Here is a 26728-nt window from a genome sequence, read left to right as displayed (position 1 = left end):
CCCCGAACCCAACAAATGACTCACTAAGAAGAGGCACTTACGTCAAGAGCACGCCGCAAGGCGGTGGCTAGTATAGCATAAAAATCAAGCATCCGCATCGATTAAAATAGTATAAGTATAGATTTTTGAATATATTGGGATATATTCAAAAAAGTTTATGCATTTGATTTTACAATTCAGGATAATGCAAAAATTCTTGAAAATCAGAATAAAAGCATTGACTTTTAACTTAGAACCTTGTAAAGTAGTCAACAACATAAAAATATGAATCGTATCTTATCCAGAGAGGTGGAGGGACTGGCCCTTTGAAGCCTCGGCAACAGACATTCGTGTCCTACGTGCCAATTCCAGCAAGTCGCTATGTGACTTGAAAAGATAAGTTGAGACGTCTACACGTATACCCTCAATTTATCTTTTCGATAAATTGGGGGTTTTTAAGTGTTAAGATACGAGACAAATAAGGGGGATTTTAAAGATGAAAAAGCTTTTAGTTTTAGTATTCGCATTAGTCATTGCTATTGTATTAACAGGGTGTAACGAGGAAACGGGTACCCTATCAGAATCAGAAATTACCGTGGGTGTAACCGCTGGTCCACACGAACAGATTTTAGAGAAAGTTAAAGAGCTTGCCGCAGAAGAAGATTTAACAGTGAACATTGAAGTCTTTACTGAATATGTTATTCCAAATACAGCACTTGATGAAGGTGAATTAGATTTAAATAGCTACCAACACAAACCGTTCTTAGATAACTTTATTGAAGATCGTGGTGTTGATTTAGTTGATGTTGCGACGACCGTTAACTTCCCAATGGGGATTTACTCAAGTGAGATTAGTGACGTAAGTGAATTAGAAGAAGGTGACACAGTAGCGTTACCTAATGATCCAACTAACGGTGCGCGGGCGTTGATGCTGTTTGAAGATGCCGGTCTGATTACGTTAGCAGAAGGTGTTGGCGCAGCAGCAATGGTATTGGATATTGAAGAAAACCCATTAAACTTAGAATTTATTGAACTGGAAGCTTCACAAATCCCGCGTCAGTTAGAGGAGCTTGATGCTGCCGCAATCAATACAAACTTTGCGATTGAACACGGCTTTGTACCAACGGAAGATTCAATCTATATTGAACCAGGTGACTCACCGTGGGTAAACTTAATCGTCACGCGGACAGAAAACCAAGATGATCCAGTCGTTGAGAAGTTCGTTAATATTTATCAATCAGAAGAAGTTAAACAATTTATCGATGAAACCTTTGAAGGTTCAGTTGTTGCTTCTTGGTAATCTAAACAGTTAGGGTGAGACGATGATAACGTTAGAAAACATAACCAAAACATTTCAAACAAAAAAACAAACAGCAGTAACCGCCCTAAACGGAGTGAGTTTAACAGTCGAAAAAGGTGAAATATATGGTGTGATTGGTTACAGCGGCGCAGGGAAAAGTACCCTGATCCGCTGTGTTAATTTATTGGAGCCACCAACGTCTGGTCAGGTGAAAATCGATGGTGTTGATTTAACCGGCCTTTCAAAAGAAGCCTTGCGCAACGTGCGTCAAAAAATCGGGATGATTTTTCAAGGGTTTAACCTTCTGAAGACGGCAACGGTTTATCAAAACATTGCCATTCCCTTAAAGCTAACGGGTGTTAAAGAAGCTGATATTGATGCACGGGTTAAAAAGTATTTAAAAATTGTGAGTTTAGAAGATAAGCATAACGTCTATCCGAACCAACTCTCAGGTGGGCAAAAACAACGGGTTGCGATTGCGCGTGCGCTCTCACATGAACCCGAAATTCTTCTCAGCGACGAAGCAACCAGTGCACTTGATCCGGATACGACCGATCAAATTTTAGCTTTGTTGCATAAAATTAATCAAGAGCTAGGCATTACGATTTTATTAATTACCCATGAAATGCATGTGATCCAGCAAATTTGTGACCGTGTGGCGGTCATGGAAAATGGTGACATCGTTGAACAAGGCAAGGTGATTGATGTTTATACCAACCCCAAACATTTAACGACGCAACGTTTCGTGGATAGTATTTTTCCGTCACAAATACCAGCTTCGATTATTAAGGATTTAGAGCAACAAGGTCCGATTATTGATTTAACCTTCGTTGGTGATGCGGCTGACCGGCCAAGCTTATCAGTGATTTCAAAGAAATTTGCGATTGAAACGAATATTCTCTCTGGAAACATTGTTCAATTAAAAGAGCAACCGTTTGGGAAATTGCGGGCGCACATTAAAGGTGCAGCCAGTGAAACGAATCAAGCGATTGATTATTTGAAAAACCAGGGCGTACAAGTAAGTGAGGTGAAGAGCATTGACAGCATTTATTGAACGCTGGGGCTCAACAATTGTTGAAGCAACTTTCGCAACCTTCCAGATGGTCACCATCAGTTTAGTCTTTTCAATTATTATCGGTCTACCGCTTGGCGTCTTGCTTGTCATTACAAGAACAGGAACAGGTAATAAGCGTTGGACGTATCGGGTATTAAATATTGTGATTAATACCATTCGCTCGATTCCATTTATTATTCTTCTTTTTGCCTTATTACCGTTCACACGTGTTCTCGTCGGGACATCGATGGGTGTGCGCGGTGTTATCGTGCCACTCGTTATCTTTACAGCGCCATATTTAGCCAGATTGATGGAATCTGCGTTACTCGAAGTTGACCGTGGTGTGATTGAAGCGTATCAAGCGATGGGGATTAAACCCATTCAAATTGTGTGGCACGTCATGATCCGCGAGGCGAAGCCATCGATTATCTTAGGGGTAACCATCGCTTTGATTGGTCTGATTGGCGCGACAGCAATGGCTGGTTTAGTCGGTGCTGGTGGTTTAGGTGATGTGGCGTATCGGTTCGGTCACGTCCGCTATCAACCAGAAGTGATGTATGTCACGATTGTGATTCTCGTCATTCTGATTCAACTGATTCAATCCTTAGGGAACACCATGAGTGCTAAAGCGAAAAAAGATTAAGTTGATTCGAAAAAATATGAACGCACGTAAAAGGTGCAGCAAATAAATGAGGTGAATGACATCGATCTTTCCGTACCGATTAACAGTGAGACATACCGAGAGTTAGCAAGAGAAAAAATTGATAAGAAAGCTTTTGGCTATATTGATAGTGGCTCTGGGAGCGAGTGGTCGCTTGTTGAGAACATCAAGCAGTACCACCGCTACAGTCTTGTCCCGCGGGTGTTGCGTGACGTGACGGCCGTTGATCAAAGCATAACGCTGTTAGGCCGTGAGATTCGTGCGCCGTATTTACTTGCTCCTGTCGGCTTTCAAACGATTGTGCATGATGACGGGGAGCGAGCAAGTGCACAGGCCAGCAATCATGCAGGCATCCCTTTTGTGCAAAGCACGGTTTCCTCTTATACAATAGAAGAAATTCGCGCTGCTTTACCGGATGCTCCCCATTATTTTCAATTGTATTGGCCGAGTGACGTAGAGGTATGTGATAGTTTAATCAAACGCGCAGAAGCAAGTGGCGTGGATGCGTTAGTTATTACCGTCGATACACCGCTCTTAGGGCGTCGCGAAGTCGATTTAGCACATGCATATTTCCCGATGGAAACCGGGGCAGGAATGGCTAATTTTTTGAGTGATCCTGTTTTTCAAGCGAAATATAATCCAACTGGAACGTTGACAGAATCCGCTCTAAAACAGGCGATTCAAAAGATTTTATTTCATCCAGGTCTCACCTTTCAAGCGCTTAAGAAACTGCGCGATGAAACAGCGCTCCCTATCATCATTAAAGGTGTGTTAAATAAAGATGATGCGAAAGAACTGCAAGCCCTTGGTGTCGATGGAATCATCGTTTCAAATCATGGGGGAAGACAATTAGACAGTGCGGTTGCACCGCTCGATGTACTGGCTGACGTTAGAGCAGCGGTCGGTCCGTCGTTTCCACTACTCGTTGACGGTGGTGTCAGACGTGGAAGTGACATCATAAAAGCACTTGCTTTAGGGGCAGATGCTGTCTTAATCGGTCGTCCGTATATTTATGGTCTCATTGATGGAGAAAGAGGGGTGAGGCAGGTGCTTAGTCAGTTAAGTAGCGACCTTCAGACTAATTTAGCTTTGCTAGGTGTGACAGATGTCTCACAGCTGGATCAATCATATATTAAGAACGCGGAATAATGTCTTGTGCAAAAGGCATTATTTTTTTGCGCATATTTCACAATTTCTTCTTATAAACTATTCACTAAAAGCAATAATTAACGATATAATGGGTATAGGGTTAAAGCATGAATATTTAGGGGGAGTACTATGAAAATTAAAGGAAAGTTAGTTATGTCTTATGTCATGATTGCCGTTCTGGTGTTAGTCGTTGGTGGTGGAGCGATTTTCGGAATGGCAACAATCCAAGACAACGCACGACTCTTGTACCATAACAGAGTTGAGCCACTTGGTGCGATGACAGAAATTATTCAAACGGGTGAAAACTTGCGGGTGCAAGTACTCGAAGGGATTGCCGAAGAAAATACGGCGCGAGGTGAAGACGCGGTCGTAGCGATTGATACAATGAATAGTTTACTTGAAAACTATGGGCAGTTTCAATTGCGAGAACAAGAGCAAGGGATTTATGATCAATTGTTGCTAGAATGGGATACATATAGCTCGCAGGCACGAACAAATGCCCGGATGATTGCGGCCGGACAGTTTGACAGTGCGGCGACAAGTGATTCAGCTATGGCAAATGATTTTGTTGCGTTTAGAGAAACGCTATACGAATTACGTGATGTGAGTTTAGCGATTGCAGAAGGAAATTTTAATGATGGTGAAGCAGCATTCTCAACGGTGCGATTAATAACGATTGCCATTGCGGTGTTTGCTGTTGTGCTTGCGATTGCCTTAGGTTTATTGATGGGACGTCACGTCGGCAACCCATTGAAGAAAGTCACTGATCGATTAACCTTAATTGCCCAAGGCGACTTAACGCATGAAGACATGCATACGAAGCGAAAAGATGAAGTGGGCCAATTAGTGGATGTTACTAACATGATGCAAGAAGATTTACAAGCTGTGATCCGCAGTGTATCCGGGGCAGCTGAACGTTTGACGGGTGCAAGTGCTGGTCTTACACAATCATCGCGTGATGTGCGTGAGGGATCAGAACAAATTGCCTCAACGATGCAAGAACTTTCATCAGGTTCTGAAACGCAGGCAAACACTGTCGCAACATTATCAGAGAAAATGGAAGAGTTTTTAAATAAAATTGAAGAAGCAAATAAACGCACCGAAGATGTTTCGAATGATTCAACCAAGGTGATTGAACAAACAGCAAACGGTTACAAGATGATGGAATCGGCCTTAAATCAAATGATCACAATCGATGGTATTGTTAATGATGCTGTGCAAAAAGTGGCAGGGTTAGAAAAACGTTCCGGTGAAGTATCGAAATTAGTTACAGTAATTCAAGACATTGCAGAGCAGACAAACTTACTTGCATTAAATGCAGCAATTGAAGCGGCCCGTGCCGGTGAACACGGTGCTGGTTTTGCGGTTGTTGCAGATGAAGTACGGAAGCTGGCAGAAGACGTCTCAAACTCTGTTCGAGAAATTACTGCAATTATTCAAGGCATTCAAACCGATACAAAAGAAGTCGTCGGTGCACTTGAATCAGGGTATGGTGAAGTCAATACCGGTACGGTTCAAATGGCGCAAACAGGACAAAACTTTAATGAAATAAACGAAGCGATTAAAAAGATGGTTGAAAAGATTGAGTATGTGACGTCAACATTATCAGGGATATCAGCGGATAGTGTCGAAATTAATACGTCGATAGAAGAAATTGCTTCTGTTGCAGAAGAATCGGCAGCAGGTATTGAAGAAACGGCGGCTTCTTCTGAAGAGGCGGCAAGTTCTATGGAAGAAATATCAACAAGTGCGGATACATTATCAGAACTTGCGGAAAACTTAAACCAAGAAGTTAGTCATTTTAAAACATTAGCTTAATAATTAACTCAGAAATCGATGTAATACATTGGTTTCTGAGTTTTTTTGTTGGGGGAATAAAACGTTATACCTATAAAAAGCCATATTTAACGCAACATTTAACATTCGGAACAAAACAGTTGTTTCTTTTCACGCAAAAGTGTATAACTAATGTATAGTTTTTTCTAAATATTTATGCGTACAAACCGATATATACATTAAGTAAAAGAAATAGGCTTACAAGAGTGTTTAATGATAGTGGTGTTAATTATGAAGGAGCGTGTTCAAATGGAACAGCAACAACTATTCGAAAACTGTGAATCAGGCGCATTAATTATGAAAGCTTTAGAACACAATTTAGCAATTATTCAATTCGATATGAATCGTCAGGTATCCTACGTCAATGCTATTTTCGCTAAAACTGTCGGGTATCGGAAAGAAGAAATGCAAGGGATGCATCATAAACATTTATGTTTTGATACGTTTAGTAAAAGCCCGGCCTATGATCAATTTTGGAATGATTTATACAGTGGTAAAAGTTTTCAAGATAAGATTGATCGCAAGTCAAAGTCGGGCGATCGTGTCTGGTTAGAAGCGACGTATATGCCATTATTTGATGAACAACAGCAAGTCATCGGGGTTGTGAAGGTAGCAACTGATATTACTGAGCGTCAAGAAACAGCAACAAACGTGGTTGAGAAATTAAGTGAAATGTCAGATGTATTGAATGAACGTGCAAAAACGGGAATTAATCGCTCTTATGAAATCGGCAAAAAAGTTGATACGATTGCCAAAGCATACGAAGAAAGTCAAGAAACATTAGAAACATTACGGAAAAATACCGATTCGATTCAAGACATTGTCAAAACAATTCGCGGCATCGCCTCACAAACGAATCTACTGGCACTAAACGCAGCGATTGAAGCGGCTCGTGCCGGCGAACATGGGCGTGGTTTTAGTGTTGTTGCCGATGAGGTTCGGAAATTAGCGACCGGTGTCGATCAATCAATTGGTGAAATTCGTCAGAATATTGAACAAATCACAAGTGAAATTATTCAAATAGCGAATGATTCAAGTGAGGTACAAGCGAATATTAAGGTGACACAAGGCGATGTAAAAACAGCAACTGAAGATTTTGATAAAGTTCTAGATGCCTCTGACCAACTTGCAAAGCAAGCGCAAGAAGTCACATCGATTATCTAATGTTTGTTTACGAACAGCAACTGAATTGAGACAAATAGACACCTGAAACGAGAGCGGTTAATGTTTCAGGTGTCTATTTTTTCACTCCTTGGCCAAATCTTTCTGTTCGTCTAGTAAAAGCAACGGATAGTTTAGAAAACACTTAGACAGCGGGAAACACGTGTACCAAGGTTTACAATCAAGCCATAAGAAGGGTTGTTGTTATCAGGGGATGTGAACATAAAAAAATATTAAAAAACCCTCCAAAAAATTAGTGCTTGCACGTATAAATAGGTAGAGGCATCATCAATTTTATGGGATGACAGTCATTAAAAAGGAGTGGTAGACGTTATGATTAAAAAAATTACAGCTGTAGCATTGGCGGCGACCTTGTTAACAATTGGCCAAGCGGCATATGCGGAAGAAACGACAGTTATCAGTGCAGATTCTGAACTCTATGAAACGGTGCGAGAAATGGAAGAAGCGACCTATGACCTTACGGAAGACGTTGAAAATAAACTGGAATTGCATGAAGAATATGCTGAAAAACGCTTACTAGAAGCTGAAGAACAATTAGATCAAGGTGATGAGGCATCTGCAGAGGCGTTAATAAATGAGTATAGCGAATACCTTGATCAGTCAGCAGCATTATTAGAAGAGGCTGCTGAGGAAATTGACCAAGAGTCAGATCATGCAACAGATGAACCAACAGATGAATCAACGGAGGCAGAAGAAGCGGAAGAAACAGAGGAAGAACGTCCTGATTTAGAAGTGCTGCAAGCACGTGTAAGAGCACAGGCTGAGAAGAGCAGTGCGAATTTAACCCGCTTGTTAGCACGTGAAGACTTACCGGAATCAGCAAAGGCTGGGATTGCGAAAGCGCTTGAGAATAAAGGACGAGCGACAGAAAAACGGCTTGCTAAACTTGAAAGAAAAGCAGCGAAATGGGCAGCAAAAGAAAGTGTGCCATCGATTGAAGAACCAGAAGAAACAAACGAAGAGGTAATCGATGCCCCAGAACCAGTTGAAGACCCAGTTGAAAAAGCGCCAGAAGTCTTACCGGAAACAGACGATGTTGCAACAGAAGAACAAGCAATGGCCCGGGTGACAACTGAGGTTGCTGATCCAGATGAAGCAACAGCCGAAACGGTCAAACCAGAAAAAGAAATCAAATCTGCTGACAAGAAACAAAAACCTAACGCAAATGCTAATGCGAAAGCAAAGGAAAAAGCAAAAGGTAAAGGTAAAAAGTAAATAAATTGTAAAAGGCTACCATGTCTTAGTGGTAGCCTTTTGTTAGTCAATGCAGATGAATGGAACCGATAGAAAGAAGGGTTGAAATGAATAAAATAATAGTTTTATTAAGTATGGTTTTGTTAACAGCTTGCAGTACAAATACGGAAACCTCACCTGAAAAAGAACCATCGCGTGTTGAAGATGATCAAACAATGACAGAAACAGCGCTCTTTTTTCAAAGCGAAGAAAAAGGAATTATGATTGAAGAAGCTAACAATTTCAGTTTTGTCGCCGAAAAGAGTAATACAGTAAGTTTTCAAAAAGAGGATTTAAAAGCTATTATCAGCGTGTTAACACCGACTAATGATCTAACAAATGTTAAACAAGCATTAAAGGACGGCTCGGGAAACATTACTGTTATTGAAGAAACAGATGGCTATCTTGCGTTTCAATCCAATCATGCAGAGCCAATTCGAACTGAAGTTTATTTAACCGTGACAGGGTCACACACGTACGTGACCACTTTTATGATGAAAGCACCTGAATACGAGCAGTATTTTTCAGATATCGAACACTTTAGAGACGCACTCACTTTTTATTAAGTGAGTGACGATAAATTATATTACACGAGTAAGCGGTAACGGCAGGTGGTGATGGGATGGAGAAACAACGCATGGAAGCATTAATCAATCGGGCAAAAACAGGAGATGTCATTGCTCGAGAAACAATGATTAAACACTATAAACCTTATATATTAAACGTTGTTCACCATGTCCTTAGTCGTTATGTAACTTGGAGTGATGAAGAAACAAGTCTTGCACTGATTGCCTTTAATCGTGCGATTGATACCTTTAAACATGATCAAGGAAAGTCCTTTGTGAATTATGCCTACTTGTTAATTAAGCGTGATTTAATTGATTATTTACGAAAAAATAAGGTTGCACCAAGGGAACTTTTGTCTTCAGAAGAAGAGACACACCCATACCACGACCAAAAAGCAGTTGAACAATATCAAGAAGCCATTCAACAATCGGAATTGACTGAAGAAATACTTGAGTTTAAAGCAGTACTAGCTAGCTACCAAATTAGTTTAAGTGAATTAGAAGCATCCGCGCCAAAACATAAGCGTTCCCGCCGACGGCTAATTGAAATGAGTGAGGCCTTTTGTCAACATACGACGCTGGTGCAACAGTTGACCACGAAACAAAGGCTGCCGGCAACGGCGTTTTCAAAACGAAGTGGTTTCCAAAAGAAAACGATAGAAAAGCACCGGAAATATTTAATCGCTCTAATCTTACTAAAAATAAACCCACAGTGGCAACGTCTAACGACGTTCGTTACGTTGCAAACGGGAGGTGAACAAGATGACCCATCCTCACCAAGGGGTAGTCGTTGAAGTGACAAATAAAATAGTGGTAATACTTGAACGTGATGGTCAATTTTCTAACGTATCATTTAAACAGATTGGCTATGTGCCGGTAATCGGGGAAACAGTGACTTATCAGTCAAAGCAATTAGCTTATAAGCCACTGGCTGTAATCACGATGGCGGCCTTAATGTTGTTATCTGTTCTTTCATTTGGCCGTTTTTATGAGGCTGAAGCCGCTTATATTGTTGTAGTGGATATTAACCCGAGTTTTGAAGTCCGTTTAAACGAAGCGGAAGAAGTGATTGATATTGTCGCTAAGAATAAAGCCGGCCGTTCTTTACTAGCAGGGTTACCTGATCAAGACAGACCGGCAATGATTGAAGACGTGTTGAAGCAAGTTTTTGTAGTGGCCGAGCAACAAGGTTATTTTGTGAACGCCCGTACGGTAGCGGCTAGCGTGATTGCTAAAGATACGAAAAATCAACAAAAGACTGACGCTCTTGTTGAACGCATGAAGCAAAGTGTGCTAAACGAACGCATTGATTTAGAAGCAACGATTGAAACAACGGCAACATATCAGGCAGCGGAAACGGAAGCAATAAGTATCAACTATTATAAACACTTTAAAAGCTTAAATGCACTCGGAGAAGTTGAGAAGATCGATGAGATCAAAGGAAAAAGTCTGAACGAAATTCGAGCGATGTTTTCTAAAAAAGCCGAAACAGAAAAAGGTAACAGTCAGCGCGTGTCTGAACGCGATAAAAATAGCAATGCTAATAATGAGCAGGTAATTCGACCAAAAAGCAAGCAGAATCCTGCGACAGAAATGCCGAATAATCAATCGGTCACTAAGGGTGAAAAAAATCATTCCGGAAAAGAATCGCAGTCAAACGCAGAAAAACCATCCTCAGCTAAAGGTATAAATAAGGGAGCTAACCAACCGGGTACACAGCAACCTGAAAAACAGCAGGATACCGAAATGACCAAACCAGAGCGTCAAGCTACTGGTAAAGAAAATGAAAGATCACCAGCAATTGACCAAGCGCAAAAGGAAGAACAAAAGCCTAAAAACGACAAAAGGAAAAATAACGATAAAGAACAGCCCAAAGCGGATGTGTCGTTACCGAATTCGGACCTTACTGAAGAAACGCAAGGAAATCAGGCCAAACCTAACCAAGAAAGTCAAGCCGCTAAGGCGCGTGGCAAGGGAAATGGGCATTAAAAACAATCGAAAAGCACCTTTGAAAAGACAGAGCGCGCACGCAGCGCCTCCCTGTCTTTTCTTTTTTTATCTTGGTTTATTTTTTAGCCTCATCTCACCTGAAATCGCCTAGCTAGAGGGAAAGGGTAGTGAAGGACTAGTCGAAAGCGGCTATCGGTTAAAAAAATTATTATAGGAATACGCTAAACTTGACGTGCATCAAGTTCGGGTGAGGCAGATTCAGTTATACTTAGGTTATTAAGAAGTCAAGACACGATGTCTTAAATATATTAAAGGAGTGGATCAAGGATGGAACAAGTAAAATTACAATTAGAACAATTAGGGTGTCCAAGTTGTGTCAAGAAAATTGAAGCAGGTGTGCAAAAACAATCAGGAGTTGAATCTGTTGAAGTTCTGTTTAACTCAAGTAAAGCAAAAGTAAGCTTTGATGAAGAGAAAACTTCAGTTGATCAAATTAAAGCTGTTATTGAAAAATTAGGGTACGCAGTCAAAGCATAAGAACTTGAACAAAGTGTCGATCAAAACATCGGCACTTTTTATATGAAAAGAACGTAATTAATCAATAGAAGAAAGGAGAAAAAACAGGTGGCCAAACATATGCAACGATTTAAACAAGTAGCAATGCTGATAGCTGGGGGACTGATTGCGATTAGTTTACTGCTTTACGTCATCAATCAACCCGCACCGATTGATCTTTTCTTAATCATTGCGACAATTTTTACGGGTATTCCGATTCTGTATTATGCTTTACAAGCTTTACGGTTAAAACTAATGAGTATTGATTTATTAGTGGCTATTGCGATGATCGGAGCTCTGTTTATCGGTGAGTACGTTGAAAGTTCAGTCGTCGGGTTTCTGTTTTTATTCGGAAGCTATTTAGAGTCACGTACGCTTGCGAAAACACGCAGCTCAATTCAAGCATTGTTAGCCATTGCGCCAGAGGTTGCCGTTGTACTAAAGGACCAGCAAGAAGTAACGGTGCCAATCAATGAGGTAGAAAAAGGGGACATCATTGTCGTTAAATCGGGTGGGAAAGTCCCAGTAGATGGTGAAGTAACTGCTGGTGATGCGCTCATGAATGAGGCGATGATGACCGGTGAAAGTATTCCTGTGGATAAAGTGATCGGTGACAACGTTTTTAGTGGCACGATGGTTGATCAAGGCTATATACGTGTGAAAGCAACAAAAGTAGGTGCAGCAACGGCATTTAGTCAAATCATTGAGTTGGTCGAAGAAGCACAAGATCAAAAATCAAAAACAGAACGATTTCTTGATCGTTTTAGCCAGTTTTATACGCCAGCGGTTGTTGTATTAGCACTGGTTGTTTACTTGGTTACACGAAACATTCATTTATCGATTACATTTCTCGTCATTGCTTGTCCAGGTGCGCTGGTGATTGGTGCGCCGGTTTCAAATGTTAGTGGCATTGGGAATGGGGCGAAGAACGGTGTCCTATTAAAAGGTGGCGATGTGATTGATCGATTCAATAAAGCGCGCACCTTCGTCTTTGATAAGACGGGTACGTTAACAAAAGGGAAACCAAAAGTGGTGGCGTTGAAGTCAATCGGTGATGCCACGGACTGGTTAAAGGCAGTAGCGGAGTTAGAGCATCAGTCTGAGCATCATTTAGCCCGGGCAATCGTTGAGAAAGCTGAACAGACATATACGTTAGAAACCGAAACACTCGACGTTGAAATAATTAAAGGACAAGGGCTCACGGGTATCAATAAGGATGAACGTTATTTAATTGGTAACCGGCGCTTGTTAGAACAAAACGCAGTAACTTTACCAGAAGCGTTAGAAGCACAAGCGGTTGAAGCGGAAGGGAATGGACAAACCGTAATTTTTGTTGTGAAGGAAGCGATTGTGTTAGGTTTTATCGTGATTGCTGATGAAATTAGACCTGAAGCAAAACAAGCACTGTTCGCATTGAAACAATTAGGTGCTGAGCACTTAGTGATGTTAACAGGTGATAATAAAAAAACTGCGAATTTTGTTGCGAAATCGTTAGGAATTGCTGATGTTCGGGCTGAATTGTCACCGAAAGATAAGCTAACAGCAATAAGAGACTTACAAGAAGCTGGTGAGTCTGTTGTGATGGTGGGTGATGGTGTCAACGATGCACCGGCCTTAGCGTTAAGTGATATTGGCGTAGCGATGGGATTATCGGGTACAGATGTCGCAATTGAAACGGCTGATGTTGTGGCGATGAATGATCGTCTGGACCAACTGGTTCACGCATTTCGCTTGAGTAAACAAACGGTAAGAAACCGGACTGAGAATATCATCATTGCGCTCTTAACGGTCTTCTTTTTACTTATAGGCGTATTAAATGGTAAAATACATTTAGCTTCAGGTATGTTTGTTCACGAGGCGAGCGTTTTAATTGTTATCTTAAACGGGATGCGTTTATTAAAATACAAACCAAGAAGGTGAAAGCGATGGCAACATGCGGACATGGGTTAACCGGTTGCGTACGGACAGTGCCAATATTTAACCATTTATCAGATGAGCAACTCCATGAAGTGATGCAAGTGGTCCACTCTAATTTATACCAAACAGGTGAGCACATCTTTAGAGCTGATCAAGAGACAGTAGGGCTTTATATTGTTCACAGTGGTAAAGTGAGGCTGTATCGTTTAAACAAACAAGGGAAAGAACAATTGGTCCGCTTGTTATTGCCTGGAGATTTCACCGGTGAGCTGGCTCTATTTTTAGATCAAGCACACGATGTGTATGCAGAAGTAATTGAAGCAGGTCAGGTGTGTCGGATTAATAAAGCGGATGTTAGTGCTTTGTTAAAACGATTCCCTAACATAGCCTTAGCATTGTTGACGCGCTTAGCACAGCGTCTTGATGAAGCAGAACATAACGCGCAACAAGTGGCGACAGAGTCTGTTGAGCAACGGTTAGTTAATTTTCTTAGTCGTTTAATTACAACGGAGGAACGCCCCTATCGCTTAACACTTCCAATGAAGCGGAAAGACTTAGCGGCACATTTAGGCACGACACCTGAGACGGTTAGTCGTATCTTGAAGCGGTTGGAGCGGGAAGGAAAACTCGTTGCGAAAGGTCACAAAACACTGATGATTCATGAGTTGATGTCGTCATAAACATGTCGAAAATGGGTCAGTCAAAGGTAAAAAGAGACGTTCTCAGCAGTTGAGGACGTCTCTTTTTTGAATAAAAAATTAACCTTTGTGTAATGCTTAAAGATTAAGTAAAATAGAAGGTAATAAAGATGCGTCTGTACGACGGCGCAGATCAGTGCCCACCTAAAGGTGAGATTATCGTATGCGAAGGAGACCGTGATGTATTTTTATGATCGACTCAAAGAAAATCAACAGTGTCTAAATGAGACAGAACAGCAGATTCTTGACGATTTGTTAGCGCACGTCAAGACGATTAAACAAGTAACGGTCCGCGAAATTGCTGAAAAACATTTTACCGCGCCGAATACAATCATTCGCCTCTGTCAGAAACTCGGATTTAAAGGTTTTTCTGACTTTAAAGAAGCGTTATTTCTGACTGAACAAACGAAAAGTGACTTCATCGAAATCACTTCGCTCGATGAAGCGATTATTAAAACAAAGCAACTTGTGAATACGGCGGTGATTGAACAAATTGTTGCCCGGATTCATGAAGCAGATAAAATTGTTTTCTTTGCCGTAGGTTTGTCGCGCTTGCCGGCACAGGAATTGGATACGCGTTTGCAGCTGTTAGGGAAAAACAGCAAAATATTTCTTGATCCTCATGTAATGAAACACAATGCATCGCTTTTAACAACGGCTGATTTAGCGATTGCCATCAGTATGAGTGGGACAACAGAAAGCATTATTGAAGCGACAACAATTGCTAATGTATCAGGTGCAACAACGGTAAGCATTACTGGATTTTCAACAAACGCCTTAGCGAAACTAACTGACTTTCAACTGTACGGCTTCACCAACAAAGTCACCATTAGTGGGGTGGATGCAGCAGATCGGTTTAGTTTACACTACTTAATTAATGTCCTGTTTAATCAATATTTAACGACTTACCATAGTCAATAAACGTAAAGGCTCTGCGCAGTGCTTGTTCAAGTGCACCAGGGCCGTTTTTCATGGCTGAATCAAGGGTAGTGACATGGTCAACAATCGGTAAAAAAAGCGCCTGCTCAAAAGTGGGATCACGTTCAAGTGCAGCATCAATGAAACCACTAACAAACAACGTTTGTTTAGCCTGGGCAGTAGCTAACTGATAGATGCCGATGGGGACTTTTCCCTGTAGGGACTGTAAGTCAAGTTTACCTTCACCGGTAATGACTAAGTCAGCCGCAGCGATTGCCTCGGTGAGCTTACCGTTTTCCGCAATCCATTCAAGACCACTTGAGACGTTTGCTTTAAAATATGCATGCATGATGAAGCCAATTCCTCCAGCTGCCCCGGCACCTGGATTGGATTGTACACGAGTAGCTAGTTCGGTTTCAATCACCGCTCTATACTGGTTCATTGCCTGGTCGTAGTGAGCAAAATCCAGTTCTTTTAAGCCTTTTTGTGCACCGAATACATAAGCTGCCCCGTTTGGGCCACATAATGGATTGGTGACATCGGTTAAGATGCTAAAATTCGTCTGTTGGAGGCGTGGATCAACCTCGGAAAAGTCGACTGAATGCACGCGGTCCAGTTGAATCGGGAGCATTGGTAGAACGTTGTTCGCTTTATCATAAAAGATTGCGCCGAGCGCCTGGATGAGACCGAATCCTCCATCAATTGTGGCACTCCCGCCTAAACCAAGCATGATTTCTGTGACGCCATAATCAAGGACGAGACGTATTTGTTCACCGACACCATAACTGGTGTGGAGATATGGATCAAGCTGGTCAACTGGAACTTTTGTAATACCTGCTGCTTCAGCAACTTCAAGGATGGCCATGTTTTTCTCTTTCACGTATCCCCATTTGACCTGTAACTGTTCTCCGTTTGGTCCAGTCACGGTATGATCGCGTAACTCCCCGTTAAACTGAGCAGTAAGGGCATCAATTGTCCCTTCGCCACCATCAGCAATGGGAAAAGTAATGACATCGTGATGCTGTAACGCACGCTTAACGGCTAGGTTGGCTTCTTGACTGGTCATTGAACCTTTAAATGAATCAATCACTGATAAAATTCGCATGGTTTAACCTCATTTCATTAAAGTGAAAAAGCAGAAACAGTCACGTACTGTTTCTGCTTTAATAATAGGGTGATTAATTAAGTGCTGGCCAGTAGCCTTTGTTTGCTTCGATCAACTTATCGAGCACTTTCCGTGCTTTTTTCGCATCAACAACTGTACGATTGAGTGTTAACGCTTGAAGTGCTTTTGTATAGGAGCCCTCCAGATAAGCTTCAACGGTTAATTTTTCAAACCCATGTTGATTTTCGATGAGTGCTTTATAGAATGTGTCGATGTTTCCGACTGCATACGGATGCGGGCCGTTCTTTCCGAGTGAAGCAGCGACTTCAATCATTACATCATCATCAAGATTTGAAACGATGCCATCATTTCGCACAATGACGATGTAGGTTTTTCGTAAGTTGTTAGCAATTGAAGCAGCGACCTCTACCATCATATCACCATGTGCGTCATTATGAACGACGCTAGAATCTCTAGCAGTTCCGTTTTCAACAATGCGTTTACACTCCCCAAATACTTTTTGTTCCCGTCCTTTTCTTACTTCGTCTGTTCGGGTATAGTTTGGATCGAGGGTAGAGAGTTTATAATCTGGGTAAAGATAATATTGTAAATACGTGTTTGGTAAGTAATCCGGAAAATCGTTTAACATGTCTTCTACCATCGCATAGGTATCTAGCCATGATTGATCACGTTGTTCGGCATCGACAGGTCGAAAGCCACCGTTTTTGACGATATCTTTAATTTCAGTTGCGACATCGACGCCGTTTTCGTCATAGATAGCGGTAAACCAACCGAAGTGATTAAGTCCAAAGTATTCTGGTTCTAATGTGTTAACGTCACGATCAATTAATTTTGCGTATGAGCGCATTAAATTAACCGGTTGATCACAAATGTTTAGTATCCGTGTATCGTCTGGGAACAGTTTATCTAACGCTAATGCAACAATGGCAGCAGGGTTGGTATAGTTTAAAATCCAAGCGTTTGGACTTAAACGGCGAACATCTTGGACCATCTCGACCATATCGCGAATCGAACGTAAACCGTAAGCGAACCCACCGGGACCACATGTTTCTTGGCCAATCACGCCTAAAGATAGAGGAACTTTCTCATCTTGTTCCCGCATGTCAAATCCACCGGTTCGCATTTGACAAAAAACAAAATCTACATCATTATAAGCCACGGCTTTATCGGTTGTGTAAATTACTTCAACATTCGGTGCTTCTTCTTGAAATAAAATTTCTGCAAACTGACCAATCACAGCTTGTCGATCAGAATTAATGTCGTATAAAACGACCCGGTTAAGAGCAAATTGATCCAAGTGTGTGGTCATTGCTTTTAAGATGCCTGGCGTCCACGTTGATCCGCCACCTACGAGTACGATATTATTTTTCTTCATTTCCTGCCACCCCTTTTACTTTTTGTGCAATCCCTTCAACTTGAGGACCATAAATGACTTGCAAGTGCGTATCGTCAATTTCAACAACGCCAGCGGCGCCAGTGTTTTTCAAAGCGTTTTTATCAACCGCATTTGTGCTTTTTAAGACGAGACGTAGTCGTGTGAAACAATTTTCGATTTCAACAATGTTTTCACTACCCCCTAAAGCGGTGACGATAGCTTCTCCGATTTTACTTTTGTCTTGAATTTCTACATCTAAGCCTTCCTCTTTACGTTCACGTCCAGGTGTTTGAATGTTTTTCTTGGTAATAATGAACTTGAAGAAGAAGTAATAACTAAAGGCATAGACAATCCCGACAATGACCGCAATAAACCACCGTGTATCAAGGCCTTGTAAGATACCGAAAACCGTAAGGTCAATCACCCCACCTTGGACGTTACCAATCACGACGTTAAATAAGTCCATCAGCATAAAGGAAAGACCTGACATGAAGGCATGAAAGACGAATAAGATTGGTGAAACAAAGATAAAGGCAAATTCAATCGGTTCCGTAATTCCTGTTGTAAATGAAGCAAGCATTGCTGCCACGAGTAAACCTTTTACGCGTGTTTTTTCTTCTTTGCGTGCAGTGTGAATAATCGCTAGCCCTGCCGCAGGGAGTCCGAAGGTCATAAATGGAATTTTACCTTGAGCTAAGAAACGCGTCGCATGACTCATTAAATCAAAGTTTAATACGTCTTGTGCTAAAGCGGTGTTAAAGATGTTTAATGCGCCGACGACTTGTTCACCATTAATCATTTCAACACCACCAATTGGTGTGAAACGAACGAGTTGGTTCAAAATGTGGTGTAATCCCGTTGGAATCAGTAACCGTTCTAAGAAACCAAAGAGGAACGTACCGATTGTTCCTGACTCTGCAATTAAATTACCTAACGATTCAATTAACCCACCAAAGATCGGCCAAATGTAATACATTACCCCTGCAAGTACGGGGACAAGGACCGTTGTAATAATAGGAACAAACCGTTTTCCGCCGAAAAAACTAATGGCGACAGGTAGTTCGATATTGTAGAACTTGTTATGTAAAAATGCAACAAGTCCACCTGCTAAAATACCAGCAAAAACATTCATCCTTAATGTGAAAATACCAAGAACGGTTTCGTACTGTGAGCTAACTTGTGTGGCTTCTAGTTCACTCATCCCCTCAGACATGAGGTAGTCAATCGATGTTGTTAGTTGGTTTAAACCGTTTAGACCTAAAATGTAACTGAGTGTGACTTGGAAAACGATGAACCCGATGACTGAAGCGAAAGCGGCTGTTGGTTTTTCTTTTTTAGCTAACCCAATTGCGATGGAGACGGCAAAAAGGATAGGTAAATTACCAAACAGCGAACCAGCTAATGCACGAATAAAGCCAATAATGTTTTGAATAACGGTAAATGAGACAAATGTTTCCCCGACAATGTCTGGGTTTTGTAGGACTGATGCTAACCCTAAAAAGATCCCGGCAGCAGCAATGATTGAAATTGGCATCATCAGTGATTTACCTAACTTTTGAAAAAAGTCTTTCATGTGTGTTCCTCCTCGAAAAATAATGGTTTGAATACTTTAAATATAAAAGAGCGGGAAAGCGATTACAATAGGTTGGTGGGGGTTTGGAACAAATGTAACAAAAACACATCTGTACACAAAGCTGTGTTTTTGTACACAAGAAAAGAAAAAAGCCGCTGAAATAATCAGCGACTTAAGCTTTAAAGATACGTCAAAATCTCGTTATATTCTTTTTTATCAATCAGTCCGGATTCGAGCTGCATGTCCAAAGCCTTAACGGGATCTGTTTCCACATAGCTAGCCATTTTTGAGCGCCATAACGCTTGGGTCAGGACATTTTTTAAAGAGCTACTATACGTGCGCAAAAAATGACCTCCTTTATCATGATTTTAATGTTTCGATCAAGCGATGATATTCTTCTTCTGATATTTCACCTTTAGCATAACGTTCTTTTACAATATTAATGGCCGTTGTGTTGGTTTGTTCTGATGATCCTTGATGGTTTTGGTGCGAATCACGCTTCGATTTTGTTAGTTCTTTAAAAATAATGACGCCAATAAGAATAATGACCCCAATAACTAAAAGATTAAACAGAAGACCTAGCCACCCCATATTAAACATGCCAAAATCTGAACCAAAATTACCGTCGTTAAAATAGCCACTCATGTGTCCACGGTTGAACATTTAAAAAACCTCCTTTTATAAGTTGAATTATACAGATCGATCTGTTCTATTGAATGGTTTGTTTGATGGTTTCATATTCTTCGATAGATATGTCTCCACGAGCAAGTCGTTGGTCAAGCACGTCCTGTGGTCGGTCTTTCTTTTGATAGCTTGTCTTGTTGGGTTGTTCTAACTGTGTGTAATGTGTGTACAAAAAATAACCAAGGATTATGAGAATAATAATACCCATGTATTTAAAAGCCTCCTTCTCTATATTTAACCGATTGTTTCTAGGGTGAAACATTAACAACCACCATAAAGCGTTATGATGGTTGTTAATCGTTTTGTTTTACAGTCCGTTTCCCATGCCACGACCATAGCCATTACCTGATTCGGTTTGCGGAGTGTTATTATTTCCGAACCCTTGACCGCGATGCATGCTATTGCCGCGATAGCCTGAGCCATCTGTCGGGCATTCGGTTGACTGGTTTTCTAGCATGTCCTCATGCCAATCGTCGATATCACTGATATCGCGGCTACCCATGTGTGTTTCAAAATGTGGGTGATCACGAAGTGGAAACACGGTTTCTTCAGCCATGACCACAGAGGAGAAGGTTAAGAGCACTAAACCGATTACGAGTAAACTAATTATTTTTTTCATGATTCATGCCTCCTGAAATAGTTGATTTTAAGGATTGTGTACCGCCCTTATGTCTATATCATAGCGTAGAGAAGTGAAGAACTTATGAAGAAGAGGTGAAGAAGAAGTGAAGAAATAAAAAAAGCAGCCGAAGCTGCTTTTCATTAAGTGTGTGAAACGATGAAGGTTGCTTTACCTTCTAATTGGTAGTCCCCAATCTGGTAGGGCAAAATAAAGTGGGTTCCTTTTTCAATCGTATACATGGTGTCTTCAACAGTAAGGGTTGCCCGGCCATCAATGACACTAACTTGTAAGAAATCGTGATCTTGATGTAAGTTAGCAATGCCATCTAATGTCCACTCAGACACAGTGAAGTACTTTTCTTTAACGAGTTGTTTGATTAAGAGGTCGCCTATTTGTGTTTGTACCTCATTAAGTTTTGGGTTCTGATGAGGTGCGGTTGTTACATCAATGGATTTGTCTAAGTGCAACTCACGTGTGTTTCCGGCTGCGTCTTTTCGGTCATAGTCGTAGACACGGTAAGTAACATCAGAACTTTGTTGTGTTTCTAAAATAACAATGCCTGCACCGATCGCATGAATTGAACCACTTGGGACATAAATAAAATCCCCTTTTTTCACTGGGACGTAACGGAGGAGTTGATCCCACTTCCCATTTGTGGCAAGTTCACGAAACGCTTCTTGTGACGCTGCATGGTGGCCAAAGACGATTTCTGCACCTGGATCAGCTTCAAGGACGTACCAACATTCAGTCTTTCCGTACGGAACCCCTTCGACTTCGTTTGCGTAAGTATCATCAGGGTGAACTTGTACCGAAAGGTCTTTATTTGCATCCAAAATCTTCACGAGTAACGGATAAGACTTTTCGTGCGTATGTTCAGTATTGAAGTATTCGGGATGGTTCTCCCAAACCTCAGTTAACGTTTGGCCGGTTAAATCACCTGATTTCACTAGACTTGGTCCATTCTCGTGAGCTGAGATAACCCAAGCCTCACCTGTTTCATTTGATGGAATTGGATAATCAAACATTGTTTTTAACTTGTTACCGCCCCAAATGCGTTCTTGAAAGGCAGGGGTTAAGAATAACGGTTCTTTATGCATGTTATTGTTCCTCCTCGATTAAAATTAATCCAGCTGCACCAATCACACCAGCATTTTGATCAAGCTTAGCTAAAACGACCGGTGTGTCACTTGCATCAGGATTTAACGTGTATTTACTTACATAAGCTTTTACAGCATCAAATAAAGGTTTACCGACTTTTGTGACCCCGCCACCTAGTATAATGCGATCGGGATCGAATGTGTTGATCAAGGTAACCACCGCTGCACCTAACGTTTCAAGTACGCTAATCATATAAGGGGTAATTTCAGGGTCATTTGCTAAATAAAGATCAAAGACTTCTTGCGTCGTGAGTGTTTCACCTTTAATGCGGGAGCCTTCCCGACTAATGGCAGTACCGGAACAAATATGTTCTAAACAGCCGCGTTGTCCACAACTACATACACCAAATGATGGATCGATCACGGTGTGTCCGAAATCGCCAGCATTTCCTTTTGCGCCAGTTAGAAGTTGGTTATTCGCAATAATCCCTGCTCCAATCCCGGTAGAAATCGTTAAATAAACAAAATCAGTTGCACCAACCCCTGCACCGAGCCACTTCTCTGCAATCGCGGCAGCATTTGCATCATTTTCAAGTCGGATAGGAAGATCAAAGGATTGCTTAAACTGTTCAACAATTTTCACATGACGCCAGTTTTTTAAATTAGGTGGCGAAGTAATTTCACCTGTTTTTACGTTCAAGGGACCAGGCGCCCCAATCCCGATACCTTTTAAGTTTACCATATCTACCTGTGCTTGTTGAATTAAATCCTTTGCGGCATGGATGATCTTGTCAATCATCAATGCCGGTGCGAGCGTTGTGTCTGTAGGGATGCGAGTGTCGGCTAAAATTGTGCCATGCGCATCAACAACAGCAAGTGCTACTTTTGTTCCACCAATATCGATACCGAGTGCGTACATCGGGTCACCGTCCTTTTGTTTTTTCAAAACGTATCTGATTAAAGTGTACCAATAAATGAGCAACGATTCAAATGTTAAATCAATAAACACAAGATAATTTTTAAAATAAATTACCTTAACGATAACCCGTTAGTTTAGAGGTGGTTTGATAAACCTATAATTAAATTGAAAAAATCTTTTAAGTCACGTTTAATAGAGCTTAATAAAGATAAATCAGACAGACGCAAACGTTTTATTTCGGCTATTAAACGTTAAATCCACAAATCAATTACTTTTATTTTAGCTAATAAAAAACGAAATTTAAGTTTATTGTTGATTTTTTAACTTAATTATCTATAATAAATAATGATAGCGTTTACATATCTAGAAAGGAGAGTTTGTTAGCTGCATCAAATTATCTTAAGGAGGAAATTATGAAAAACATGATGAAATACCTAGCGAGTATAATGGTTGCGCTCATTATTTTAACTATGGTTCCGACGATGAACATTGCAGTATCAGCACAAGAAGAAACACTTTATATGTCTAATCCGAACGCATCCTTGTATACGAAAGAGTTGTTTGCGTATTTGAAAGGAGTGGGATCTGATCAAATCTTATTCGGTCAGCAACATGCGAGTGATGAAGGCTTAACCTTAACGGAAGCCGGTAACCGTGTTGGCTCAACGACCTCAGAGGTCGAAAATGCAGTTGGCTCACATCCGGCAGTGTTTGGTTGGGATACGAATAGTTTGGATGGGCGAGAGCGTCCAGGGAATGCGATAGATGATGTTAGTTTAACCCAATCAGAACGGATTGAAAATCTAGTGACCTCGATGAAGACAGCTCATGCGTTAGGTGGCATTATTACTTTAAGCATGCACCCGAATAATTTTGTTACGGGTGGGAGTTACGGTGACACTGAAGGAGATGTTGTGAAGGCTATTCTACCTGGCGGTCAAGCGCACACGGCCTTTAATGCATGGCTTGATCAGTTAGTTGCCCTCTCTCACCAAGTTGTTGATCAGAATGGAGAAGCGATACCGATAATTTTCCGGCCATTTCACGAACAAACCGGCTCTTGGTTTTGGTGGGGGGAAAGTTCAACAACCCCGGAAGCATATCAGGCAATTTTTCGTTACACGGTTGAATATCTCCATGCGCATGGTAATAATAATTTCTTAATTGGCTATTCACCAGGTGCAGGACCGAGCGGAGACAAAGCACGTTACTTTAAGACATACCCTGGGGATGACTATGTAGATATCCTAGGGATTGACAGTTACGATAATAAAGAAAATGCAGGCAGTAAAGCTTGGATAGATAGCGTTGCAGAAGATTTAGACATGTTAGCTAAAGGAGCTAAAGGACGAGGAAAGGTATCTGCTTTTACGGAGTTTGGTTACAGTGCAACAGGTATGAATCAATCAGGCAATAATTTGTCATGGTGGACGGATGTTTTAGATGGCATTATGAATCATGAAACCTTTACAGAAGCAAGCGAGACCTCATACATGTTGACGTGGGCAAACTTTGGTTTTCCTAACAATATGTATGTCCCTTATCGTGATATAAATGATGATTTAGGTGGTGACCATGAATTATTGGCAGACTTCCAAGCATTTCATGATGATCAGCGAACCGTTTTTGCTGCTTCGGCCGAAATATTTAATCAAGGCTTGAGTTACCAAACAATCGAGCATGAACCGCTGATGTATGTTGTTAGCCCAACTGAAGGACAAACAATCACTGAAGCGCCTGTTCGACTCCGTGCGCGAGTTGTTAATGGTTCAACGGAGCGAGTCACCTATCAAATTGAGGGTGGGGCTGAACAAGAAATGCTCGCAAAGGAAGGTTATTATCTGGCTGATTGGCAACCGGATGCTAACGACAACGGCGCTGGTGTTGATGTTACTTATCGCTATTATGAACAAGGGGATTTGGTGACAGAGCAAACCCATCGTTATTACCTTGCGCTCGATGAAGTCGCTGTTAAAATGTTTACGTTTGATGAGAATATTCAGGGCATTAAAAACAATGGCACTTATTCTGCACAAGAGACTGAGGTGACGTTAGATTTATCACATCATCCATTTAATGGTGGTGCGCTCGAACTAATCGTAGGTAATATGGATGAAAGTCAATGGTGGCAAGAACTAAAGCTAGAATTAACAGATTTAGAAGCGGCTGACTTAATGGCGGTGAATAGTGTTAGTTATGATGTTTATGTCCCCGTTTCAGCTGGTGAGAAACAATTAAGTAACATTGTTATGTTACCACCAGATTGGGAAACAAAGTATGAACAGACAATTGAATTGGCTGACCAGCCCGTCGTTACAATTGATGCGAAAGCATACTACCATGCTGAGGTTAAGGTGAACCTCCCAACAACAACAGTGCGGGAGGGGTTGGCGATTTCGCTCGTGGGAAAACAAATGCAAATGAATGAGCCTATCTACATTGATAATATTCGTTTATTAAACCAGATGGAAAAAGAAACTGTTGATCCTTGGGTCATTGACACATTTGAAAGCTATCTTGGCGAAGATGCTTTATTAGATCGTGCCTATAGTTCTAACGGAGACCCAATCCAACTAGCGTTAAGTGAATCTGAGAAGGTCGAAGGGAGTTATGGCCTAAAGTATGAGTATATGCTCGGTGCGCAGGGGTATGCGGGACGTCAAAAATCATTAGCTGGAGTAGACTGGACAGGAGCAAATGGCATTGAATTTTACTTGAAGCATCCCCCTCAGGTTGATCGTCACCTAACTGTGCAAATCCAAATTGGAGGCGTGAGCTTTGAGACAAATGTAGACCTTGATGAAACATTTGATGGGACGGTGTCGCTACCCTTTAGTGCCTTTAAACCAGCACATTGGGAGACGAATCAAGCAGCGATTATTGATCAGGACCGGATTCAACGTGTCACGCAATTTGCATTGTATATGGGTGGTGAGCAAGGGGAAGGCAAGCTGCATTTCGATGATTTTCGGGCGGCTGAATTAGAAGGTGAAGCCGATGTTCCGATGGTTGAAGCGCCAAGTGAAGGGCCGGTTAAGCCAATTGTTTATCGTTTTGATGAAAGCGATGAAGGATTTTCGGGAGCTGACTTCACTTTAAATGAGGGAGCATTAGTGGTCAATGTTGATCTAGCGGGAAAGACGGAAGTGAAACGTTCAGGTATGGATTTAACAAAGTACAATTATTTGGTTGGTCGAGTAAAGCTAGTGGCAGACACCACGCTACCACAGAACATTCTGCAGGGGAAATTGTTTGTTAAAACCGGTGATGACTGGACATGGCATGATAGTGGTGCAACGGCATTAGTTCAGGATGGTTACGTCGATGTGGTTTTTGACTTAACGTCAATCAACCAAAAGGATACTGTCAGAGAACTTGGTTTTGAATTCAGTGGCTCAGGTGAAGGTGTTGCTGAAGTCATGATTGATCAAGTAAGTATTGTTGAATCACTGGAGGATTTAGAAGAAGCTGAAGTACCAGAAGAAACCCCGGAACCTGATCAGAATGGTCAAGGCAATGAAAAGGAAGACAATGAGGAGTCGACTGAGGAAGGACCTGAATCAATTATACAGGTTGATGAATCTACAACGTTAATTAATAAAGAGGCTACCACACAAGTGCTAGCTGTTGAGGAGGTAGGTTCCGCTTTTGTTTTTACGGAAGCATTTTTAAATGCGCAGGACAAGGCTCATTGGATCGAAGTAACCGATGGTTCTATTGACGTTAGATTACCTGTGCGTTTACTTACCGGTCATGGTGAGGTGACCTTTATAATCGATGACATCACAGCGCGTGTTAAAGAAAAGTATGACAATTGGTTAAGTCGTTTTTATGATTTTCACTTAACAGATGGCGACGGAGCGGTCATTGATTTTGACGGTGAACGCGTAGGTCTTGTTTTTCGGGCAAATCAGGCTGAAGAAATCGACATTGATGATCTTGTGGTTGCATATTTAGATGATCATTTAGCGATTGCAGAAACCTTAACCGCATTGGACTATGACGAGACAAATGGTCATGTGTATGTTGAAGTTAATCATTTTAGCAGTTATGGGGTGCTCGGAGTTACGGGCGAAGTCGATGAAGAACGTGATCAAGTTACTGGCCAACAGCTCCCGGATACAGCTTCGATGACCTACCAATTGTTATGGGTGGGGATATCATTACTAACTGTAGGTGCGCTTCTTTTTATAATCAGAAAAAGGTTAGAATAATAAATGCCTAACTGATTGTAAGTGAGTGTTTAATCCTTAGGATAGGAAAATGCAAGAAGGTATCTCACTTCCGTAAGCGAGATACCTTCTTGCTGGTTTGATAAGGATGAAAGGGAAATG

At 41.3% G+C, this 26728-nt stretch carries 24 protein-coding genes, 1 pseudogene and 1 riboswitch; of the genes and pseudogenes, 16 read left to right on the top strand and 9 right to left on the bottom strand.

What is annotated here, in order from left to right:
* Positions 1–273 precede the first annotated feature (273 nt).
* Positions 274–382: riboswitch (SAM riboswitch) on the top strand.
* 93 nt (positions 383–475) lie between these two features.
* The 15 genes and pseudogenes from DES38_RS04340 to DES38_RS04275 all read left to right on the top strand — a co-directional run bounded on the left by DES38_RS04340 (position 476) and on the right by DES38_RS04275 (position 15001).
* Positions 476–1279, top strand: a complete 804-nt coding sequence (locus DES38_RS04340) for a MetQ/NlpA family ABC transporter substrate-binding protein (RefSeq protein ID WP_110250867.1) — start codon at positions 476–478, stop codon at positions 1277–1279.
* Positions 1280–1301: 22 nt separating this feature from the next.
* Entirely contained in the window at positions 1302–2333 is a 1032-nt protein-coding gene (locus DES38_RS04335; protein WP_110250866.1) for a methionine ABC transporter ATP-binding protein, read from the top strand.
* A gap of 46 nt (positions 2334–2379) precedes the next feature.
* Positions 2380–2976: a methionine ABC transporter permease gene (locus DES38_RS04330; RefSeq protein ID WP_110250880.1), complete on the top strand. Its 597-nt coding sequence runs from the start codon at positions 2380–2382 to the stop codon at positions 2974–2976.
* A 33-nt stretch (positions 2977–3009) separates the two neighbouring features.
* Positions 3010–4143 (top strand): alpha-hydroxy acid oxidase, encoded by a 1134-nt coding sequence (locus tag DES38_RS04325; protein WP_110250865.1) that lies wholly within the window; start codon positions 3010–3012, stop codon positions 4141–4143.
* A 129-nt stretch (positions 4144–4272) separates the two neighbouring features.
* A complete protein-coding gene (locus DES38_RS04320) occupies positions 4273–5961 on the top strand; it encodes a methyl-accepting chemotaxis protein (protein WP_110250864.1) in 1689 nt (562 codons plus the stop codon).
* A gap of 231 nt (positions 5962–6192) precedes the next feature.
* Positions 6193–6564 (top strand): annotated as a pseudogene (locus DES38_RS12230) (PAS domain-containing protein); the annotation flags it as partial.
* Positions 6544–7143 carry a methyl-accepting chemotaxis protein gene (locus tag DES38_RS12165; RefSeq protein ID WP_425450529.1) on the top strand — a complete coding sequence of 200 codons (600 nt, stop codon included), beginning with the start codon at positions 6544–6546 and terminating at the stop codon, positions 7141–7143. The pseudogene DES38_RS12230 and the gene DES38_RS12165, both read left to right, overlap by 21 nt.
* A 330-nt stretch (positions 7144–7473) precedes the next feature.
* Positions 7474–8376, top strand: coding sequence for a DUF5667 domain-containing protein (locus DES38_RS04310; RefSeq protein ID WP_110250862.1), 903 nt, complete (start codon positions 7474–7476; stop codon positions 8374–8376).
* Positions 8377–8462: 86 nt separating this feature from the next.
* Positions 8463–8960 (top strand): hypothetical protein, encoded by a 498-nt coding sequence (locus DES38_RS04305; RefSeq protein WP_110250861.1) that lies wholly within the window; start codon positions 8463–8465, stop codon positions 8958–8960.
* A gap of 56 nt (positions 8961–9016) precedes the next feature.
* Positions 9017–9754, top strand: a complete 738-nt coding sequence (locus tag DES38_RS04300) for a sigma-70 family RNA polymerase sigma factor (protein ID WP_110250860.1) — start codon at positions 9017–9019, stop codon at positions 9752–9754.
* Positions 9723–10949: an anti-sigma-I factor RsgI family protein gene (locus tag DES38_RS04295; protein WP_110250859.1), complete on the top strand. Its 1227-nt coding sequence runs from the start codon at positions 9723–9725 to the stop codon at positions 10947–10949. Before DES38_RS04300 ends, DES38_RS04295 begins: the two co-directional genes overlap by 32 nt.
* A gap of 288 nt (positions 10950–11237) precedes the next feature.
* On the top strand, positions 11238–11447 hold the full coding sequence (locus DES38_RS04290; protein WP_110250858.1) for a heavy-metal-associated domain-containing protein: 210 nt from the start codon (positions 11238–11240) through the stop codon (positions 11445–11447).
* A 99-nt stretch (positions 11448–11546) separates the two neighbouring features.
* A complete protein-coding gene (locus DES38_RS04285; protein ID WP_110250857.1) occupies positions 11547–13385 on the top strand; it encodes a heavy metal translocating P-type ATPase in 1839 nt (612 codons plus the stop codon).
* A 5-nt stretch (positions 13386–13390) separates the two neighbouring features.
* The gene (locus DES38_RS04280) at positions 13391–14062 is read left to right on the top strand and encodes a Crp/Fnr family transcriptional regulator (RefSeq protein ID WP_110250856.1); all 672 of its coding nucleotides are present in this window, start codon (positions 13391–13393) and stop codon (positions 14060–14062) included.
* 198 nt (positions 14063–14260) lie between these two features.
* The gene (locus DES38_RS04275) at positions 14261–15001 is read left to right on the top strand and encodes a MurR/RpiR family transcriptional regulator (RefSeq protein WP_110250855.1); all 741 of its coding nucleotides are present in this window, start codon (positions 14261–14263) and stop codon (positions 14999–15001) included.
* On the opposite strand, the gene DES38_RS04270 is transcribed toward DES38_RS04275, so the two are convergent.
* The 9 genes from DES38_RS04270 to DES38_RS04235 form a co-directional block, all read right to left on the bottom strand.
* Positions 14967–16103: a glycerate kinase family protein gene (locus tag DES38_RS04270; protein WP_110250854.1), complete on the bottom strand. Its 1137-nt coding sequence runs from the start codon at positions 16101–16103 to the stop codon at positions 14967–14969. The two genes, DES38_RS04275 and DES38_RS04270, sit on opposite strands and share 35 nt — an antisense overlap.
* A 73-nt stretch (positions 16104–16176) precedes the next feature.
* Positions 16177–17499 carry a 6-phospho-alpha-glucosidase gene (locus DES38_RS04265; protein WP_110250853.1) on the bottom strand — a complete coding sequence of 441 codons (1323 nt, stop codon included), beginning with the start codon at positions 17497–17499 and terminating at the stop codon, positions 16177–16179.
* Positions 17486–19072: a PTS transporter subunit EIIC gene (locus DES38_RS04260; protein ID WP_110250852.1), complete on the bottom strand. Its 1587-nt coding sequence runs from the start codon at positions 19070–19072 to the stop codon at positions 17486–17488. The genes DES38_RS04265 and DES38_RS04260 overlap by 14 nt, the downstream gene beginning before the upstream one ends.
* Before the next feature lie 179 nt (positions 19073–19251).
* On the bottom strand, positions 19252–19416 hold the full coding sequence (locus DES38_RS11965; protein ID WP_170114327.1) for a hypothetical protein: 165 nt from the start codon (positions 19414–19416) through the stop codon (positions 19252–19254).
* A 16-nt stretch (positions 19417–19432) separates the two neighbouring features.
* Entirely contained in the window at positions 19433–19735 is a 303-nt protein-coding gene (locus DES38_RS04255; RefSeq protein ID WP_110250851.1) for an SHOCT domain-containing protein, read from the bottom strand.
* A gap of 46 nt (positions 19736–19781) precedes the next feature.
* A complete protein-coding gene (locus DES38_RS04250) occupies positions 19782–19964 on the bottom strand; it encodes an SHOCT domain-containing protein (protein ID WP_110250850.1) in 183 nt (60 codons plus the stop codon).
* Positions 19965–20063: 99 nt separating this feature from the next.
* Complete coding sequence (locus tag DES38_RS04245) at positions 20064–20375, bottom strand: hypothetical protein (RefSeq protein ID WP_110250849.1); 312 nt, start codon at positions 20373–20375, stop codon at positions 20064–20066.
* A gap of 143 nt (positions 20376–20518) precedes the next feature.
* Positions 20519–21475: a mannose-6-phosphate isomerase, class I gene (gene manA, locus DES38_RS04240; RefSeq protein ID WP_110250848.1), complete on the bottom strand. Its 957-nt coding sequence runs from the start codon at positions 21473–21475 to the stop codon at positions 20519–20521.
* A 1-nt stretch (position 21476) separates the two neighbouring features.
* Positions 21477–22394 (bottom strand): ROK family protein, encoded by a 918-nt coding sequence (locus DES38_RS04235; RefSeq protein ID WP_110250847.1) that lies wholly within the window; start codon positions 22392–22394, stop codon positions 21477–21479.
* A gap of 413 nt (positions 22395–22807) precedes the next feature.
* Between DES38_RS04235 and DES38_RS04230 the strand changes: the two genes are divergently transcribed.
* The gene (locus DES38_RS04230) at positions 22808–26608 is read left to right on the top strand and encodes a glycosyl hydrolase (protein ID WP_110250846.1); all 3801 of its coding nucleotides are present in this window, start codon (positions 22808–22810) and stop codon (positions 26606–26608) included.
* Positions 26609–26728: the final 120 nt, after the last annotated feature.

Source organism: Streptohalobacillus salinus (assembly GCF_003201605.1).
Classification (GTDB): Bacteria; Bacillota; Bacilli; order Bacillales; family Amphibacillaceae; genus Streptohalobacillus; species Streptohalobacillus salinus.
The sequence above is the reverse complement of the archived record's forward strand: the minus strand, read 5'-3'. Positions and strand labels throughout refer to the sequence as shown.

What these genes read in the sequence shown, in the direction of transcription:
- manA (WP_110250848.1), bottom strand. Translation starts at nt 21,475, where the DNA reads ATGCATAAAGAACCGTTATTCTTAACCCCTGCCTTTCAAGAACGCATT.
- DES38_RS04295 (WP_110250859.1), top strand. Translation starts at nt 9,723, where the DNA reads ATGACCCATCCTCACCAAGGGGTAGTCGTTGAAGTGACAAATAAAATA.
- DES38_RS04275 (WP_110250855.1), top strand. Translation starts at nt 14,261, where the DNA reads ATGTATTTTTATGATCGACTCAAAGAAAATCAACAGTGTCTAAATGAG.
- DES38_RS04250 (WP_110250850.1), bottom strand. Translation starts at nt 19,964, where the DNA reads ATGGGTATTATTATTCTCATAATCCTTGGTTATTTTTTGTACACACAT.
- DES38_RS04270 (WP_110250854.1), bottom strand. Translation starts at nt 16,103, where the DNA reads ATGCGAATTTTATCAGTGATTGATTCATTTAAAGGTTCAATGACCAGT.
- DES38_RS04235 (WP_110250847.1), bottom strand. Translation starts at nt 22,394, where the DNA reads ATGTACGCACTCGGTATCGATATTGGTGGAACAAAAGTAGCACTTGCT.
- DES38_RS04280 (WP_110250856.1), top strand. Translation starts at nt 13,391, where the DNA reads ATGGCAACATGCGGACATGGGTTAACCGGTTGCGTACGGACAGTGCCA.
- DES38_RS04230 (WP_110250846.1), top strand. Translation starts at nt 22,808, where the DNA reads ATGAAAAACATGATGAAATACCTAGCGAGTATAATGGTTGCGCTCATT.
- DES38_RS04300 (WP_110250860.1), top strand. Translation starts at nt 9,017, where the DNA reads ATGGAGAAACAACGCATGGAAGCATTAATCAATCGGGCAAAAACAGGA.
- DES38_RS12165 (WP_425450529.1), top strand. Translation starts at nt 6,544, where the DNA reads ATGCCATTATTTGATGAACAACAGCAAGTCATCGGGGTTGTGAAGGTA.
- DES38_RS04265 (WP_110250853.1), bottom strand. Translation starts at nt 17,499, where the DNA reads ATGAAGAAAAATAATATCGTACTCGTAGGTGGCGGATCAACGTGGACG.
- DES38_RS04245 (WP_110250849.1), bottom strand. Translation starts at nt 20,375, where the DNA reads ATGAAAAAAATAATTAGTTTACTCGTAATCGGTTTAGTGCTCTTAACC.
- DES38_RS04340 (WP_110250867.1), top strand. Translation starts at nt 476, where the DNA reads ATGAAAAAGCTTTTAGTTTTAGTATTCGCATTAGTCATTGCTATTGTA.
- DES38_RS04320 (WP_110250864.1), top strand. Translation starts at nt 4,273, where the DNA reads ATGAAAATTAAAGGAAAGTTAGTTATGTCTTATGTCATGATTGCCGTT.
- DES38_RS04260 (WP_110250852.1), bottom strand. Translation starts at nt 19,072, where the DNA reads ATGAAAGACTTTTTTCAAAAGTTAGGTAAATCACTGATGATGCCAATT.
- DES38_RS04335 (WP_110250866.1), top strand. Translation starts at nt 1,302, where the DNA reads ATGATAACGTTAGAAAACATAACCAAAACATTTCAAACAAAAAAACAA.
- DES38_RS04285 (WP_110250857.1), top strand. Translation starts at nt 11,547, where the DNA reads ATGCAACGATTTAAACAAGTAGCAATGCTGATAGCTGGGGGACTGATT.
- DES38_RS04310 (WP_110250862.1), top strand. Translation starts at nt 7,474, where the DNA reads ATGATTAAAAAAATTACAGCTGTAGCATTGGCGGCGACCTTGTTAACA.
- DES38_RS04290 (WP_110250858.1), top strand. Translation starts at nt 11,238, where the DNA reads ATGGAACAAGTAAAATTACAATTAGAACAATTAGGGTGTCCAAGTTGT.
- DES38_RS04255 (WP_110250851.1), bottom strand. Translation starts at nt 19,735, where the DNA reads ATGTTCAACCGTGGACACATGAGTGGCTATTTTAACGACGGTAATTTT.
- DES38_RS04305 (WP_110250861.1), top strand. Translation starts at nt 8,463, where the DNA reads ATGAATAAAATAATAGTTTTATTAAGTATGGTTTTGTTAACAGCTTGC.
- DES38_RS04330 (WP_110250880.1), top strand. Translation starts at nt 2,380, where the DNA reads ATGGTCACCATCAGTTTAGTCTTTTCAATTATTATCGGTCTACCGCTT.